The organism is Pseudomonas sp. FW300-N2A2, from assembly GCF_017351735.1.
In the GTDB taxonomy this organism is placed as follows: Bacteria; Pseudomonadota; Gammaproteobacteria; order Pseudomonadales; family Pseudomonadaceae; genus Aquipseudomonas; species Aquipseudomonas migulae.
On the sequence record NZ_JACNDU010000025.1, the window covers coordinates 45808 to 61422 of the forward strand.

Below are 15615 nucleotides of genomic sequence, written 5' to 3' on the forward strand. Positions count from 1 at the left end.
CAGCCCTTTTTATGCTCGTAGATTCCCATTGTCACCTTGATCGCCTTGACCTCGCCGCCCATGACGGCTCGCTGGATGCCGCACTCGACGCGGCCCGCCAGCGCGGGGTAGGGCACTTTCTGTGTATCGGCGTCAGTGTCGACAACGCCGCCGACGTCAAAGCCCTGGCCGAACGTTATGACGATGTCGACTGTTCGGTCGGCGTGCACCCGCTGGACGTGCAGCCGGGTGCTGCGCCAGCGCTGGATTGGCTGCTGCAGGAGCTCAACCACCCGCGTGTGGTCGCGATTGGTGAAACCGGCCTGGATTACCACTACGAGCCTGAAGCGGCGGAGTTGCAGCAGGAGTCGTTTCGCCTGCACCTGCAAGCTGCGCAGCAGACCGGCAAACCGGTGATCATTCACACGCGCGGTGCCCGGGCGGACACGCTGAACCTGCTGCGCGAGGCCGCGTTGCCCCAGGCCGGCGTTTTGCATTGCTTTACCGAAGATTGGGACATGGCCAAAGCGGCGCTGGACATGGGTTATTACATTTCCCTGTCGGGCATCGTCACTTTCCGCAATGCCGATGCGCTGCGTGACGTGGCCAGTAAAGTGCCTGCCGACCGATTGCTGGTGGAAACCGACTCGCCGTACCTGGCGCCGATCCCTTATCGCGGCAAGCCGAACCTGCCGCAATATGTGCGGGAAGTGGCAGAGTTTCTGGCAATGCTACGCGGTGAATCCTACGAGCGATTTGCCGCGCAGACGACCGAGAACTTCAAGCGACTGTTCCCGCTGGCGCATGTGAAAGGTTAAATCGCAGGCAAAAAAAACCCGGGTTCTGGGGGGTGAATCCGGGTTAAGACCATTAGGAGTAAAACAATGGTACGCGGTCCGTTGGTACCAATATCGACGCGGCACTTGGGGGAGATGCCCCGCCGACAGTTGAAGTATTGATCAGTATTGCGCTGAGTCCAGTTTACCGGCCCAGGTTTTTAAACAATTTTGGAATACAGGCGCTTCGGAAGAGTTCTCATTAAAAGCTGGTGCTGACAGAATTCATCTAGAAACACAGATATGGAAGGATGATCCGTGCATTTTGCCGCAAGTTAGGCATAATACGCGGCTTCGAATTTTGACCCCGACAGACCTTTTCTTATGCATAAAGAACCTCGTAAGGTCCGTGAATTTCGTCGCCGTGAGCAAGAAATTCTCGATACCGCGCTCAAGCTGTTCCTCGACCAAGGTGAAGACAGTGTCACCGTCGAGATGATTGCTGATGCCGTCGGTATCGGCAAAGGCACAATCTACAAGCACTTCAAATCCAAGGCGGAGATCTACCTGCGCCTGATGCTCGATTACGAGCGCGATTTGAACGAGCTGTTGCATTCGGCCGATGTCGACAAGGACAAGGAAGCGCTGTCCCGGGCCTACTTCGAATTCCGCATGCGCGATCCGCAACGTTACCGCTTGTTCGATCGCCTGGAAGAAAAGGTGGTCAAGGGCAATCAGGTGCCGGAGATGATCGAGGAGCTGCACAAGATTCGCGCCTCGAACTTCGAACGCCTGACCCTGCTGATCAAGGGCCGGATCAGCGAAGGCAAGCTCGAAGACGTGCCGCCTTACTTCCATTACTGCGCATCCTGGGCGCTGGTGCACGGCGCCGTGGCGCTGTATCACTCGCCGTTCTGGAGCAATGTGCTGGAAGATCAGGAAGGCTTCTTCCAGTTCCTGATGGACATCGGCGTGCGCATGGGCAACAAGCGCAAGCGCGACACCGACACGCCGAGTAGCTGAGTCATTCAGTTGCCTTATTGCGCCATGATTTCGCTATATGGCGCAGTACCTCAGTAATATACTCAGGCATGGGACTTGCTAAAACTTGATTTGTGAGTCAAGTTTTACGTCGTCCGAATTCCTTGTGCCGGAGTGACCATGATCGTTGACCGTCAAGGCAGGCGTTTTCGTAATCTGCGAATCAGCCTGACCTCCGCCTGCAATTACGCCTGTACCTACTGCGTGCCTAACGGCAAGCGGCTGGTCGCTGCGCAGGATGAACTGTCGGCTGAGGCCATGGCACGCGGCGTTGCCTACTTGATCGAGGCGGCGGGGATCGAACGACTGCGCATCACCGGCGGTGAGCCGTTGGTCAGCCCCAAACTCGAAGCCTTCATGACCGCCGTCGGGCAGATGGGTCTGCAAGACATCAGCCTGACCACCAATGGTCAATTGCTGGCGAAAAAACTGCCCCTGCTGGTCGATGCCGGCATTCGTCGCATCAACGTTTCCCTCGATACCCTGGATGCCGGCGCATTCCGCAGCATTGCTCGCGGCGGCGATCTGGCGACTGTGCTCGATGGCATGGACCAGGCCAGCGCCGCCGGCATGAAGATCAAGGTCAACATGGTGCCGTTGCGCGGGCAGAACCTCGATCAGGTGATGCCGCTGCTCGATTATTGCCTGGAACGCGGTTACGAGTTGCGCTTCATCGAGCTGATGCGCATGGGCCACCTGGCCAGCGACAACAACGCATTCCTGCAACAATTCGTCAGCCTTCAGCAACTGCTGAGCTTGATCGGTGATCGCTATGAGTATCTCCAGGCCGATGCGCCGGTTGACGCCACGGCGGTGCGCTATGAAATTCCGGGGCAGGGCTATTTCGGGGTAATCGCCAACGAAAGTGTTCCGTTCTGTCGAACCTGTTCGCGGCTGCGCCTGTCTTCAACCGGGTGGCTGCATGGCTGCCTGTCGTCGAGCAACCGTCACTATGTCGGCGATCTGCTGGACAAACCGCGCCATCAGGCATTGCCGGCGTTGCAGCGACTCTTGGTGAAGGCCTTGGGTGACAAGCAGGAAGTGGCGTTTTCCGGTGGTGCGACCGTGATGAAGATTATCGGCGGCTGATCGGGCCTCTTCGCGGGCAAGCCTCGCTCCTACAGGATGGTTGTTGGCACAATTTTGTGAACGACATAAACCTGTAGGAGCGAGGCTTGCCCGCGAATGCGTTCGAACAGGCAACGACGTTCTGGAGCTGGCGCGGAAGCTGCATCCCATGGCCATTCGCCGGTTTTCCGTCACCGGCCTCTGGAGGGTAGGATGCGTAGCCTGGTTTTGCTGCTGGCCGTTTTGGCGCTTGGTGGCTGCATGAATGTCAGCGATATGGCTGAAGAAGCTCGCTACCACATGAGCGACGTGGGGCTGCTTGACCACAGCGACAGCCGCCGCGTGCACAACCTGCGCATTCAGCCGGATTCGTTCGTCTATATCGCCCAAGGCGCCTTTGTGCCGCCGGGCAGTGCGGTCTACCCGCGACCTAACGTGATCGCCGAAGTCGCCTTCGACGGTTTTATCGAATACTTCCCGATGGTCCGCCGTGCACGCACGCCGGAAGGCCTCGACCAGGCCATGGGCGAAGCCCGTGCGGTCGGTGCGCATTACCTGCTCTACACCCGTTTCGCCAAGACTGACGACCGTATCGGCAACACGGACGAATGGCTCGATCAGGAAGCCGTGGATCGTCTCGGTATCGACTCTGGCGTGATTCAGATCATGTTGATCGAGACCAGCACCCAGTATTTGATTGATACTGCACGTATCAAGAGTCGTGGCGGTTTACTGACGTTCTACGACAAAAAACCTGAAGACCTGATGGGCCCGCCGCTGCGGCAATACGCGCGCAGCCTGCTGGGGTTCAGCGACCAGTAATTCCAAGGAGAACGCCATGAGTGGCCCGCAAAAAGCCAACGACCTGTTGGGGCAAATCCCCAAGACCCAAGGCTTGCCACCGGTCCACTTGTGGAACCCCGACTTCTGCGGCGACATCGACATGCGCATCGCCCGCGACGGCACCTGGTATTACCTAGGCACGCCGATCGGGCGCAAGCCGATGGTCAAACTGTTCTCCACCATCATTCGCCGCGACGGCGATGATTATTTCCTCATCACCCCGGTCGAGAAAGTCGGCATCAAGGTTGACGACGCTCCGTTCGTGGCGATTGCCGTGGATGTTGAAGGCAAGGGTGAAGCCCAGGTCTTGCGCTTCACCACCCATGTGGATGAAACCGCCGAGGCCGGTGCCGACCATGCGATCCGCGTGGTGATTGACCCGGTGACACAGGAGCCTGCGCCTTACGTGCATGTGCGCACCAATCTCGAAGCGCTGATTCATCGCAATGTGTTTTACCAATTGGTGGAGCTGGCGGTGACTCGTGAAATCGATGGGCAGCGTTGGCTGGGCGTATGGAGCGGCGGCATCTTCTTCCCCATCGGCCTTGAGCCGTAACACATATCCCTGTGGGAGCGAGCCTGCTCGCGATGGGGGCATAACATTAATATCAATGTTGTCTGTAACGCCGCCATCGCGAGCAGGCTCGCTCCCACATTGGTTTTATGTGCTTTTCAAAAAATCAAATTGACACCCAATCGTATGATGATTAGCGTGGGCAACCATCGCGAACGGCATTGTGCCGTCCCTGCATCGAGGTGCCCATGTCCAGCAGTTTTCACGCATCGACGGTCGATTGGCTGGGTTGCTGGATTGCGGCGGGCCAGGTAAAACCCGGCGAAACCCTAAAGGTTGAGGCTGACCTGGGCGAGCAGCTCGGCGTCAGCCGCACCGTCATCCGCGAAGCCATCAAAACCCTGGTCGCCAAAGGCATGCTCGAAGTCGGGCCGAAGGTTGGCACGCGGGTATTGCCGGTGCGGCGCTGGAACCTCTTCGATCCGCAAGTCGTCGGCTGGCTGTCCCGCAGCGGCCTGCCGGAAAACTTCGTCGACGACCTCCTCGATTTACGCCGCACCATCGAGCCGATGGCCGTGCGCTGGGCCTGCGAGCGAGCGACCGTCGAGCAGGTGCAGGCGGTGCTTCAGGCCTATAACGCGCTGGAGCGAGCGGTGCACAGCGGCATCGATTACAACCGCGCCGACCAGTTTTTCCACGAGTGCATCCTCGCGGCCAGCCACAATCAATTCATCGAACAAATGGTCCCGGCCCTCGGCGCGTTGCTGGCGGTGTCTTTTGAAGTCTCCGCCGCCGATCCGGACGAACTGCGCCGCACGCTGCCGATTCACAAGGACATGGCCGACGCCATCGCCGCCCGCGACGCGGCACGCGGTGTGTGGGCTTGCATGACGCTGATCGACAACGCCGACCTGGCCATCAAACGTTTCTACCCAAAAGTCATGGCCGACAAAAAAGCCGGCTGATCACACTAATCCCCTGTGGGAGCGGGCTTGCTCGCGAAGGCGGTGTGTCATTCAACGTCAATGTCGTCTGACACGACCTCTTCGCGAGCAAGCCCGCTCCCACATAAAACAAGAACAACGCAGGAGGTTTCATGGAATGGACCGCAGTCACCGGACACCGGGCACGCCTCGGCGAAGGCCCGTTCTGGGATGCGCCGACGCAAGCCCTCTATTGGGTGGATATCGCCGGCAAACAGGTACTGCGCCTGATCGGTGCCAACGTGCAGATCTGGCAGATGCCCGAGCACGTGTCGGCTTTCATTCCCTGCGAAAGCGGCGATGCGCTGGTGACGTTGAGCAGTGGCGTGTATCGGCTCGATCTGGATTCACCAGGCCTTGAGCCACGGCTGACCTTGTTCTGCGTCGCGGACCCGCAGCCGGGCAATCGCGGCAACGAAGCCCGTTGCGATGCCCAGGGGCGACTCTGGCTCGGCACCATGCAAAACAACATCGGCGAAAATGGCGAAGACCTGCCCGTTGTGCGGCGTTCCGGCGGCTTGTTTCGTATCGACCGCGATGCCCGGGTCACGCCGCTGCTGCGCGGTTTGGGCATTCCCAACACGTTGTTGTGGAGCGATGACGCCACCACGCTTTATTTCGCCGACAGCCTGGATGGCACGCTCTACCAGCATTTTATCCGCACCGACGGCGGCCTCGATCCCGCGCTGGTCTGGTTCGGCCCGCATCAACGTGGCGGCCCCGACGGCTCGGCGATGGATGCCAGAGGTTATATCTGGAACGCGCGCTGGGACGGCAGCTGCCTGATCCGGCTGACACCGGATGGGTATGTCGATCGCATCATCGAATTGCCAGTCAGTCGCCCGACCAGTTGTGTCTTCGGCGGCGCCGACCTGAAAACCCTCTACATCACCAGCGCTGCGAGCCCGCTCAACCATCCGCTGGACGGCGCGGTGTTGTCGATCCGGGTCGATATACCAGGAAAACCCTGTACGAGATTTGCCGATTAAATCCCAAAATATGGGATGTAAAATTATATATTGAGATTATTTGGTGGTCGGGTTTATAGTCGGCTCCAATCAGTTACACGCACTCACACTTAAAAAAACAAAACAGGTGAAGTGATGCAGCGATTTTCCAACACGTTTTTTGGCCGGACATCGACAGATGCCCGGTTTTTGTCGTGCCCGCGAAAGGGAGTGCTGATCCATGGCTGAAGCGCTCTCCCTGCCTACGGTGCCCGAACCGCCGAAGGGCGAGCGCCTGAAAAACAAGGTCGTGCTGCTGACCGGCGCCGCTCAGGGCATTGGCGAGGCGATTGTTGCGGCCTTCGCTTGCCAGCAAGCCAGGCTGATCATCAGCGACATCCAGGGCGAGAAAGTCGAAAGCGTCGCGGCGCATTGGCGCGCCCAAGGCTTCGATGTTCAGGCGATCAAGGTTGACGTATCCAATCAACAAGACCTGCACGCGATGGCAAAAAGGGCCGTCGAGTTGCATGGCCGCATCGACGTGCTGGTCAACTGCGCCGGCGTCAATGTGTTCCGCGATCCGCTGGAAATGACTGAAGAAGACTGGCGCCGCTGCTTCGCCATCGACCTCGATGGCGCCTGGTTCGGCTGCAAGGCGGTGTTGCCGCAGATGATCGAGCAGGGCGTCGGCAGCATCATCAATATCGCCTCGACCCATTCCACGCACATCATTCCCGGCTGCTTCCCGTACCCGGTGGCCAAGCACGGTTTGCTCGGCCTGACCCGCGCACTGGGCATCGAATACGCGCCGAAAGGCATTCGCGTCAACGCCATTGCACCGGGCTACATCGAAACCCAACTGAACGTCGATTACTGGAACGGTTTTGCCGACCCGCAGGCCGAACGTCAGCGCGCTTTCGATTTGCATCCGCCGCGGCGCATTGGCCAACCGATTGAAGTGGCAATGACGGCAGTCTTCCTGGCCAGCGATGAAGCGCCGTTCATCAACGCCTCGTGCATCACCATCGATGGTGGGCGCTCGGTGATGTACCACGACTGAATAACCGGGGTTTCAGGCGCGGAATTACGCCTGAAATCCAATCATCATACGATATGACTATTTGCTACAACGTTTGCACCGGCTTTGAAAAATAACGCTCAAAAAAAATAACAAGGAGTCAGCTTATGAATCGTCGTCGTGGGATCCGTTCCCTGTGCTGTGCCGCTTTGGCGGTCACCGCGGTCAGCCTCAGCAGCAGCTTGCTGGCGGCCGAGGAAGTGAAGATCGGTTTTCTGGTCAAGCAGGCGGAAGAGCCCTGGTTCCAGACCGAATGGGCCTTCGCCGAAAAGGCCGGCAAAGAGAAAGGCTTCAAGGTCATCAAGATCGCCGTGCCGGACGGCGAGAAAACCCTGTCCGCCATCGACAGCCTGGCTGCCAACGGCGCCAAGGGCTTCGTGATTTGCCCGCCGGACGTGTCCCTCGGCCCGGCGATCATGGCCAAAGCCAAACTCAACGGTTTGAAAGTGATTGCCGTGGATGACCGTTTCGTCGATGCCAGCGGCAAGTTCATGGAAGACGTTCCCTACCTCGGCATGGCGGCGTTCGAAGTCGGCCAGAAGCAGGGCGCGGCGATGGCCGCCGAAGCGAAAAAACGTAACTGGGACTGGAAAGACACTTACGCGGTCATCAACACCTACAACGAACTCGACACCGGCAAGAAGCGCACCGACGGTTCAGTCAAAGCGCTGGAAGACGCCGGCATGCCAAAAGACCACATCCTGTTCTCGGCCCTGAAAACCCTCGACGTGCCGGGCAGCATGGACGCCACCAACTCGGCGCTGGTGAAACTGCCGGGCGCGGCGAAGAACCTGATCATCGGCGGCATGAACGACAACACCGTGCTGGGCGGCGTACGCGCCACCGAGAGCGCCGGTTTTGCTGCGGCCAACGTGATCGGCATCGGCATCAACGGCACCGACGCCATCGGCGAACTGAAAAAGCCCAACAGCGGCTTCTTCGGCTCGATGCTGCCAAGCCCGCACATCGAGGGTTACAACACCGCCAGCATGATGTTCGAGTGGGTCACCACCGGCAAAGAGCCGGCGAAGTACACCGCCATGGACGACGTGACCCTGATCACGCGCGACAACTTCAAGCAGGAACTGGAAAAGATCGGCCTCTGGAACTGAGGCGCGGTTGATTTCATCGGCGGCCCTGGCGACGGGGCTGCCTGATCTGTGTGATGAGGTGTTTTATGCACGCGCAAGTACAGACACAACACGACAGCGTTGGCGGCAGCCTGCGCTTCAACGGGATCGGCAAGACCTTTCCCGGGGTAAAGGCGCTGGACGGCATCAGCTTCGTCGCCCATCCGGGACAGGTTCATGCCTTGATGGGTGAGAACGGCGCCGGCAAATCGACCCTGCTGAAAATCCTCGGCGGCGCCTACACGCCGAACAGCGGCGACCTGCAGATCGGCGAGCGAACGATGGTCTTCAAATCCACCGCCGACAGCATCGGCAACAAGGTGGCGGTGATCCATCAGGAATTGCACCTGGTGCCGGAAATGACCGTGGCGGAAAACCTGTTCCTCGGTCATTTGCCTGCCAGTTTCGGCCTGATCAATCGCAACGCACTGCGACAACAAGCGCTGGCCTGCCTCAAGGGCCTGGCCGATGAAATCGATCCGCAGGAGAAGGTCGGGCGCCTGTCCCTCGGTCAACGGCAACTGGTGGAAATCGCCAAGGCATTGTCCCGTGGCGCGCATGTGATCGCGTTCGACGAACCGACCAGTAGCCTCTCGGCGCGGGAGATCGATCGCTTGATGGCGATCATCGGGCGCCTGCGCGACGAAGGCAAAGTGGTGCTTTACGTCTCCCATCGCATGGAAGAAGTGTTCCGCATCTGCAACGCGGTGACGGTGTTCAAGGACGGCCGCTACGTGCGCACCTTCGAGGACATGAGCGAGCTGACCCACGATCAATTGGTCACGTGCATGGTCGGGCGCGACATTCAGGACATCTACGATTACCGCCCGCGCAAGCGTGGCGCGGTGGCGTTGAGGGTCGACGGTCTGCTCGGGCCGGGCTTGCGTGAGCCGGTGAGTTTCGATGCGCACAAAGGCGAAATTCTCGGGCTGTTCGGCCTGGTGGGAGCTGGGCGAACCGAGCTGTTCCGTATGCTCAGCGGCCTTGAGCGCAACACCGCGGGGCGCCTGGAATTGCGCGGTCATGAACTGAAACTGCGTTCACCCCGCGATGCGATTGCCGCCGGCATTCTGCTGTGTCCCGAGGACCGCAAGAAGGAGGGCATCATGCCGCTCTCCAGCGTTGCCGAGAACATCAACATCAGCGCGCGCGGCGCCCATTCCACCTTCGGTTGCCTGTTGCGCGGCCTGTGGGAGAAGGGCAACGCCGACAAGCAGATCAAGGCGCTGAAAGTGAAGACGCCCAGCGCGGCGCAGAAAATCATGTACCTGTCCGGCGGCAATCAGCAGAAGGCGATTCTCGGCCGCTGGCTGTCGATGCCGATGAAAGTGCTGCTTCTGGATGAACCGACTCGCGGCATCGACATCGGCGCCAAGGCCGAGATTTACCAGATCATCCATAACTTGGCTGAAAGCGGCATCGCGGTGATCGTGGTGTCCAGCGACCTGATGGAAGTGATGGGTATTTCCGACCGCATCCTGGTGCTCTGCGAAGGCGCGATGCGCGGCGAACTGTCCCGTGACGAGGCCAACGAATCCAACCTGCTGCAACTGGCTTTGCCGCGCCACCGTGCTGACGGCGTGGCGAACTGAGAGGTGACTATGATGACAACCCAAAACAACGCTCTGCCCACCCAGCGCAAACCTCTGGACCTGCGGCGCTTTCTCGATGACTGGGTGATGCTGCTCGCGGCCGTCGGGATCTTTGTGCTCTGCACCTTGCTGATCGACAACTTCCTTTCGCCGCTGAACATGCGCGGCCTGGGCCTGGCGATTTCCACCACCGGGATAGCCGCGTGCACCATGTTGTATTGCCTGGCGTCGGGGCATTTCGACTTGTCGGTGGGCTCGGTGATTGCCTGTGCCGGCGTGGTCGCGGCGGTGGTGATGCGTGACACCGACAGCGTTTTTCTCGGTGTGGTGGCGGCGCTGTTCATGGGCTTGATCGTCGGGCTGATCAACGGGATCGTGATCGCCAAGCTGCGGGTCAATGCATTGATCACTACGTTGGCGACCATGCAGATCGTTCGCGGTCTGGCCTACATTTTTGCCAATGGCAAAGCGGTGGGCGTGTCGCAGGAGTCGTTCTTCGTCTTCGGTAACGGCCAGTTGTTTGGCGTGCCGGTGCCGATCCTGATCACCATTGCCTGCTTCCTGTTTTTCGGCTGGTTGCTGAATTACACCACCTACGGGCGCAACACCATGGCCATCGGCGGCAACCAGGAAGCGGCGCTGCTGGCCGGGGTCAACGTTGACCGGACCAAGATCATCATCTTCGCCGTGCACGGTGTGATCGGGGCGTTGGCCGGGGTGATTCTGGCGTCGCGGATGACTTCCGGCCAGCCGATGATCGGGCAGGGTTTCGAGCTGACGGTGATCTCGGCGTGTGTGCTTGGCGGGGTTTCGCTCAGTGGCGGGATCGGCATGATCCGGCATGTGATCGCCGGGGTGTTGATTCTGGCGATCATCGAGAATGCGATGAACCTGAAGAACATCGATACGTTTTATCAGTACGTGATTCGTGGTTCGATCTTGCTGCTGGCTGTGGTTATCGACCGCCTGAAACAGCGCTGAGATTTTTGTTGTCTGTGCTGGCCCCTTCGCGGGCAAGCCTCGCTCCTACAGGTTATGTGTCGTGCACGGATTACGCGACTGACATATAACCTGTAGGAGCGAGGCTTGCCCGCGAAGGCGGTCTGACTGATTCACCTCGCGACCGCATCCTTCCGTCACTCCCCCTAAATATGTCTTGCCTGTTACAAGTCGTTTCGGGTATCAATTTGTACATGATTAGACAGGTACGATTTGACAAGAAACAACGGGTGGTCGACGAACTCATCCGGCGCATTGAAAGCGGCCTCATGGAGGACGGTTTTCAGTTGCCGGGCGAGCATCAGTTGGCTCAAGAATTCAAAGTCAGCCGAGGTACGCTGCGTGAAGCCCTGGCCGAATTGAAACGGCGCAACTACATCGCGACGCAAAGCGGTGTCGGTTCCATCGTCACGTTCGACGGGGTGGTGCTCGATCAGCGTAGCGGTTGGGCGCAGGCGCTGGCCGACAGCGGGGCGCTGATCAATACCGAAGTGCTGCGGCTCGAGGCGGTGACTCGCCCCGACCTGCTGCCGCGTTTCGGCACTGACCAATTCATCACCCTCGACCGCCGCCGTCGTTCCACCGACGGCAAGCTGGTTTCCCTCGAACGCTCATTGATGCCCGCCACCGGAGGCCTGGAAAGCCTGCCGCGTGTCGGCCTGATCGACAATTCCCTGACCATCACCCTGGCCGCGTACGGCTACATCGGCGAGCGCGGCGATCAATGGATCGGCGCCGAACCCTTGAACGCCGAAGATGCCGAGCTGCTCGGTCGTCCGGTCGGCACGGTGTTCCTCAAAGCCTTGCGCACTACCTACGACCGGCAGAACCGCTTCATGGAGCAGGTTGAAAGCCTGCTCGATCCCGTGCACTTTCGCCTGCACCTGCAATTTGGAAACCCACAATGACCGCGCTCAATCGTGCACTGGGCGCGTTTTACGGACTGGCCCTGGGCGATGCGCTGGGCATGCCGACGCAATCGCTGAGCCGCGCCGTCATCAAGGCGCGTTTCGGTGAAATCACCGATCTGCAAGACGCCGGCCCCAATCAACCGATTGCGGCCAACATGCCTAAAGGCTCGATCACCGACGACACCGAACAGGCGATTCTGGTCGGTCAGTTGTTGATCGACGGCAAGGGCAGGATCGAACCGTCGGTACTGGCGCAACGGCTGATCGAATGGGAAGCCGCGATGCAGGCCAAGGGCTCGCAGGATTTGCTCGGGCCGTCGACCAAACGGGCGATCGAGATGATCCTCGCCGGTCATTCGCCGGAAGAAGCGGGGCGCTACGGCACCACCAACGGCGCGGCGATGCGCATCACGCCGGTCGGCATTTCGGCGGATGTCCGCGATCCCGAGCGTTTCATCAACGCCGTGGTGCAGGCCTGCCAGGTCACCCACAACACCACGCTGGGCATCTCCAGCGCGGCGGCGGTGGCGGCGGTGGTCTCGGCCGGCATCAACGGCATGGACCTCGGCGAGGCATTGAACCTCGGCCAGCAAATCGCCCAGCAAGCGGAAAGCCACGGCCATTGGGTCGCGGGCGGACGCATTGCCTCGCGCATCAGTTGGGCGCGGACGATCAGCGTCGACAGCGACAAGGCGATGCTGGCGGACTTGATGTACGACGTGATCGGCACGTCGGTGGCTTCGCAGGAGTCGGTGGTGGTTTCGTTTGCCCTGGCGCAGCAAGTGGCCATCGGTGAAATAAATGCCTTCGACGCGCTGTGCATGGCCGCAGGTCTGGGGGGCGACACCGACACCATCGCGGCGATTCTGGGGGCCATGCTCGGGGCTTGTCTGGGGCTTGAGAGTTGGCCGGTGGCGATGATCGACAAGGTTAAAATCGTCAATGGATTGGATTTAGAGCCATTGGTAAAAGGACTGTTGGCTCTGCGCTGACTGTGCCGACGCCATCGCGAGCAGGCTCGCTCCCACAGGATTGGGAACACTGCAGATCACTGTGGGAGCGAGCCTGCTCGCGATAGGCGCGCCGCTTATTTGAATTGATAACCCCGCAATGGATCGCACTGACTTGGCCAGGACAGCCGGGATGTTGTTTTCGTCTTCCGTCATTGCCCATAACCACAACAAAGGCAACAGGAGCATTTCACATGAGTTCATCGAACGCCGGGCAAAGCGCCGGGCAACTGGAAACCCGTGGCATCGAGCCGGTGCCGGAAGCCGAATGCAACGGGCATCCGCTGCAGCTGTTCTGGGTCTGGTTCGCCGCTAACATTTCCATCCTCGGCCTGCCGCTCGGCGCTACGCTGGTGGCGTTTCGCGGGTTGGCGATCTGGCAGGCGATCATCGTCGCGATCCTCGGCGCTGCCGGTTCCTTTGCGGTGGTCGGGATCATTTCCATCGCCGGTCGCCGTGGCCGGGCACCGAGCCTGACGCTGTCGCGGGCGATTTTCGGCGTACGTGGCAATATCGGCCCGACCCTGGTTTCGTTGATGTCGCGGCTGGGTTGGGAAACCGTCAACACCACCACCGCCGCGTTCGTGTTGCTGTCGCTGTGCTCGATCCTGTTCGGCTCGCCGGTGGAAGCCAAAAGCGCGCCGGTGCTGACCCTGATCTTCATCGCGATTTTCGTGCTGCTGACCTTGTCGGTGTCCGGCCTCGGTCACGCGACGTTGCTGGTGATTCAGAAGTGGGCGACTTATGTATTCGGCGCGCTGAACATTCTGGTCGGCGGTTTCCTCTGCGCCACCATCGACTGGAGCGCCGTGTTCAACGCCACGCCTGCACCGCTTAGCGCAATGATCATCGGCGTCGGCACCATGGCCGCCGGCACCGGGATCGGTTGGGCCAACGCCGGCGCGGACATGTCGCGTTATCAGCATCGCAGCGTCAAGGCGGCACGTCTGGTGGCTTCCGCCGCGTTTGGTGCGGGGATCCCGCTGGTGTTGCTGATCACCCTCGGCGGCCTGCTGTCGGTGGGCAACAACGACCTGGCGTCGGCCACTGACCCGATCATCGCAATCCGCGACATGCTGCCGACCTGGATGGCCGTGCCGTACCTGATCACCGCGTTCGGCGGCTTGCTGCTGTCGAACAACCTGTCGGTGTATTCCGCAGGCTTGACCACGCTGACCCTCGGCCTGAAGGTCAAGCGCGTCTACGCCGTGGTGGTCGACATCGTCGCGATTTTCGCCGGTTCGATTTACTTCATGCTGATCGCCGACAGTTTCTACGGCCCGTTCATCACCTTCATTTCGCTGCTGGCCGTGCCGATCACGGCGTGGGTCGGGATCTTCGTCGTTGACCTGATTCATCGCCATTACTACAGCCCCAAAGACCTGCTGGACGTCAGCCCGAGCAGCGCCTACTGGTATCGCGGCGGCGTCGAGTGGCGTGCTTTCGGTGCGTGGGCCCTGGCGATCGTGCTGGGTTTCAGCTTCACCACCATTGGCACCACCGAACAAACCGTCTGGTTCCGTGGGTTCCTCTCCGACTCGTGGCTGGGCCATAACGGCCTCGGCTGGATCGTGACGTTCCTGGTCGCCGGCGGGATTTATTTTGTACTCGGCGGGGCCAGGGATCGCCGCGCTGCGTCGCTCGAGAATGCTCATGCCTAAGATGTTGCACACCGGCCAGGTCATCATCGACCTGGTCATGGCCGTGGATAAACTGCCTCAAGCCGGCGGCGACGTACTGGCGCAATCCGCCAGTTTTGAAGCGGGTGGCGGGTTCAATGTGATGGCCGCCGCTCAGCGTAATGGCTTGCCGGTGGTTTACCTGGGCCGTCACGGCAACGGTCGTTTCGGCGACCTGGCGCGTGAGGCGATGAAGGCTGAAGGCATTCGCATCGGCATTGCTCACAGTGCTGAACGAGACACGGGGTTGTGCGTGGCGATCACGGACGCCTCGGCTGAACGTAGTTTTGTTTCCTACATCGGCGCCGAAGGTGAAGTGTCCGCAGAGGATTTGAACAGCGTAGCGGCGCAGGCGGGCGACTATGTCTACGTCAGCGGCTACAGCCTGTTGCATGTCGGCAAGGCTCAGGCGCTGGTGGATTGGGTGTTGGCGTTGCCGAGTGCGGTCAACGTGGTGTTCGACCCGGGCCCGCTGGTGGAATCACCCGATGCGCCGTTGATGCAGGCGTTGTTGCCGCGCATCGATGTGTGGACCAGCAACAGCGTCGAGGCGCTGCGGTTTACCGGGGCGTCGGACATTGCCGAGGCGCTGGATCGACTGACCGATCATCTGCCGTCGAAGGTGTTGATGGTGGTCCGCGACGGTCCGCAAGGGTGCTGGATTCATCAGCATGGCGAGCGTCAGCACGTGCCGGGTTTCAAGGTTGAGGCGGTGGACAGCAACGGCGCCGGGGATGCCCATGCCGGGGTGTTTGTGGCCGGGTTGGCGCGAGGGTTGTCTGCGGGTGAAGCGGCGCGGCGGGCGAATGCGGCAGCGGCGCTGGCGGTGACTCGGTGGGGGCCGGCGACTTCGCCTGGGGCGGATGAGGTGGATGCGTTGATCAGCAAGACTTTCGGCGCCTGATTTGACGTCTTCGCGGGCAAGTCGGGTCGCCGCATCGCTCGCTCCTACAGGAATCACGCGATCCTTGTAGGAGCGAGGCTTGCCCGCGAAGGGGCCCTCAAACGTTTACACGTCCAGCTTGCGCGCCACCTCAACCCCAGCCGCACCAAGCTTGATCGGTT

Annotated in this window: 15 protein-coding genes; all 15 read left to right on the forward strand. The window is 60.3% G+C overall.

What is annotated here, in order from left to right:
* Positions 1-11: 11 nt before the first annotated feature.
* The 15 genes from J4E42_RS23465 (at position 12) to J4E42_RS23535 (ending at position 15454) form a co-directional block, all read left to right on the forward strand.
* Positions 12-797, forward strand: a complete 786-nt coding sequence (locus J4E42_RS23465; RefSeq protein WP_008040884.1) for a TatD family hydrolase — start codon at positions 12-14, stop codon at positions 795-797.
* Positions 798-1139: 342 nt separating this feature from the next.
* Complete coding sequence (locus J4E42_RS23470) at positions 1140-1778, forward strand: TetR/AcrR family transcriptional regulator (RefSeq protein ID WP_008031613.1); 639 nt, start codon at positions 1140-1142, stop codon at positions 1776-1778.
* A 138-nt stretch (positions 1779-1916) separates the two neighbouring features.
* A complete protein-coding gene (locus tag J4E42_RS23475; protein WP_150631722.1) occupies positions 1917-2885 on the forward strand; it encodes a GTP 3',8-cyclase MoaA in 969 nt (322 codons plus the stop codon).
* A gap of 192 nt (positions 2886-3077) precedes the next feature.
* Positions 3078-3686, forward strand: a complete 609-nt coding sequence (locus J4E42_RS23480; RefSeq protein ID WP_008040882.1) for a DUF4823 domain-containing protein — start codon at positions 3078-3080, stop codon at positions 3684-3686.
* Between the two features lie 16 nt (positions 3687-3702).
* Positions 3703-4263 (forward strand): DUF1285 domain-containing protein, encoded by a 561-nt coding sequence (locus J4E42_RS23485; RefSeq protein WP_207286287.1) that lies wholly within the window; start codon positions 3703-3705, stop codon positions 4261-4263.
* Between the two features lie 206 nt (positions 4264-4469).
* Complete coding sequence (locus tag J4E42_RS23490) at positions 4470-5186, forward strand: FadR/GntR family transcriptional regulator (protein WP_008031621.1); 717 nt, start codon at positions 4470-4472, stop codon at positions 5184-5186.
* A 131-nt stretch (positions 5187-5317) separates the two neighbouring features.
* Positions 5318-6193, forward strand: a complete 876-nt coding sequence (locus tag J4E42_RS23495) for an SMP-30/gluconolactonase/LRE family protein (RefSeq protein WP_008040879.1) — start codon at positions 5318-5320, stop codon at positions 6191-6193.
* 199 nt (positions 6194-6392) lie between these two features.
* Positions 6393-7211, forward strand: coding sequence for an SDR family oxidoreductase (locus J4E42_RS23500; RefSeq protein WP_207286288.1), 819 nt, complete (start codon positions 6393-6395; stop codon positions 7209-7211).
* Positions 7212-7336: 125 nt separating this feature from the next.
* Positions 7337-8341: a substrate-binding domain-containing protein gene (locus tag J4E42_RS23505; protein WP_008031628.1), complete on the forward strand. Its 1005-nt coding sequence runs from the start codon at positions 7337-7339 to the stop codon at positions 8339-8341.
* Between the two features lie 65 nt (positions 8342-8406).
* Complete coding sequence (gene araG / locus J4E42_RS23510; RefSeq protein ID WP_207286289.1) at positions 8407-9951, forward strand: L-arabinose ABC transporter ATP-binding protein AraG; 1545 nt, start codon at positions 8407-8409, stop codon at positions 9949-9951.
* Positions 9952-9963: 12 nt separating this feature from the next.
* The gene (gene araH, locus J4E42_RS23515) at positions 9964-10932 is read left to right on the forward strand and encodes an L-arabinose ABC transporter permease AraH (RefSeq protein WP_032828927.1); all 969 of its coding nucleotides are present in this window, start codon (positions 9964-9966) and stop codon (positions 10930-10932) included.
* Between the two features lie 212 nt (positions 10933-11144).
* Positions 11145-11858, forward strand: coding sequence for a GntR family transcriptional regulator (locus J4E42_RS23520; protein ID WP_032828923.1), 714 nt, complete (start codon positions 11145-11147; stop codon positions 11856-11858).
* On the forward strand, positions 11855-12853 hold the full coding sequence (locus J4E42_RS23525; protein ID WP_207286290.1) for an ADP-ribosylglycohydrolase family protein: 999 nt from the start codon (positions 11855-11857) through the stop codon (positions 12851-12853). The genes J4E42_RS23520 and J4E42_RS23525 overlap by 4 nt, the downstream gene beginning before the upstream one ends.
* A gap of 212 nt (positions 12854-13065) precedes the next feature.
* Positions 13066-14532: a cytosine permease gene (locus J4E42_RS23530; protein WP_008031640.1), complete on the forward strand. Its 1467-nt coding sequence runs from the start codon at positions 13066-13068 to the stop codon at positions 14530-14532.
* On the forward strand, positions 14525-15454 hold the full coding sequence (locus tag J4E42_RS23535; protein ID WP_207286291.1) for a PfkB family carbohydrate kinase: 930 nt from the start codon (positions 14525-14527) through the stop codon (positions 15452-15454). Before J4E42_RS23530 ends, J4E42_RS23535 begins: the two co-directional genes overlap by 8 nt.
* Positions 15455-15615: the final 161 nt, after the last annotated feature.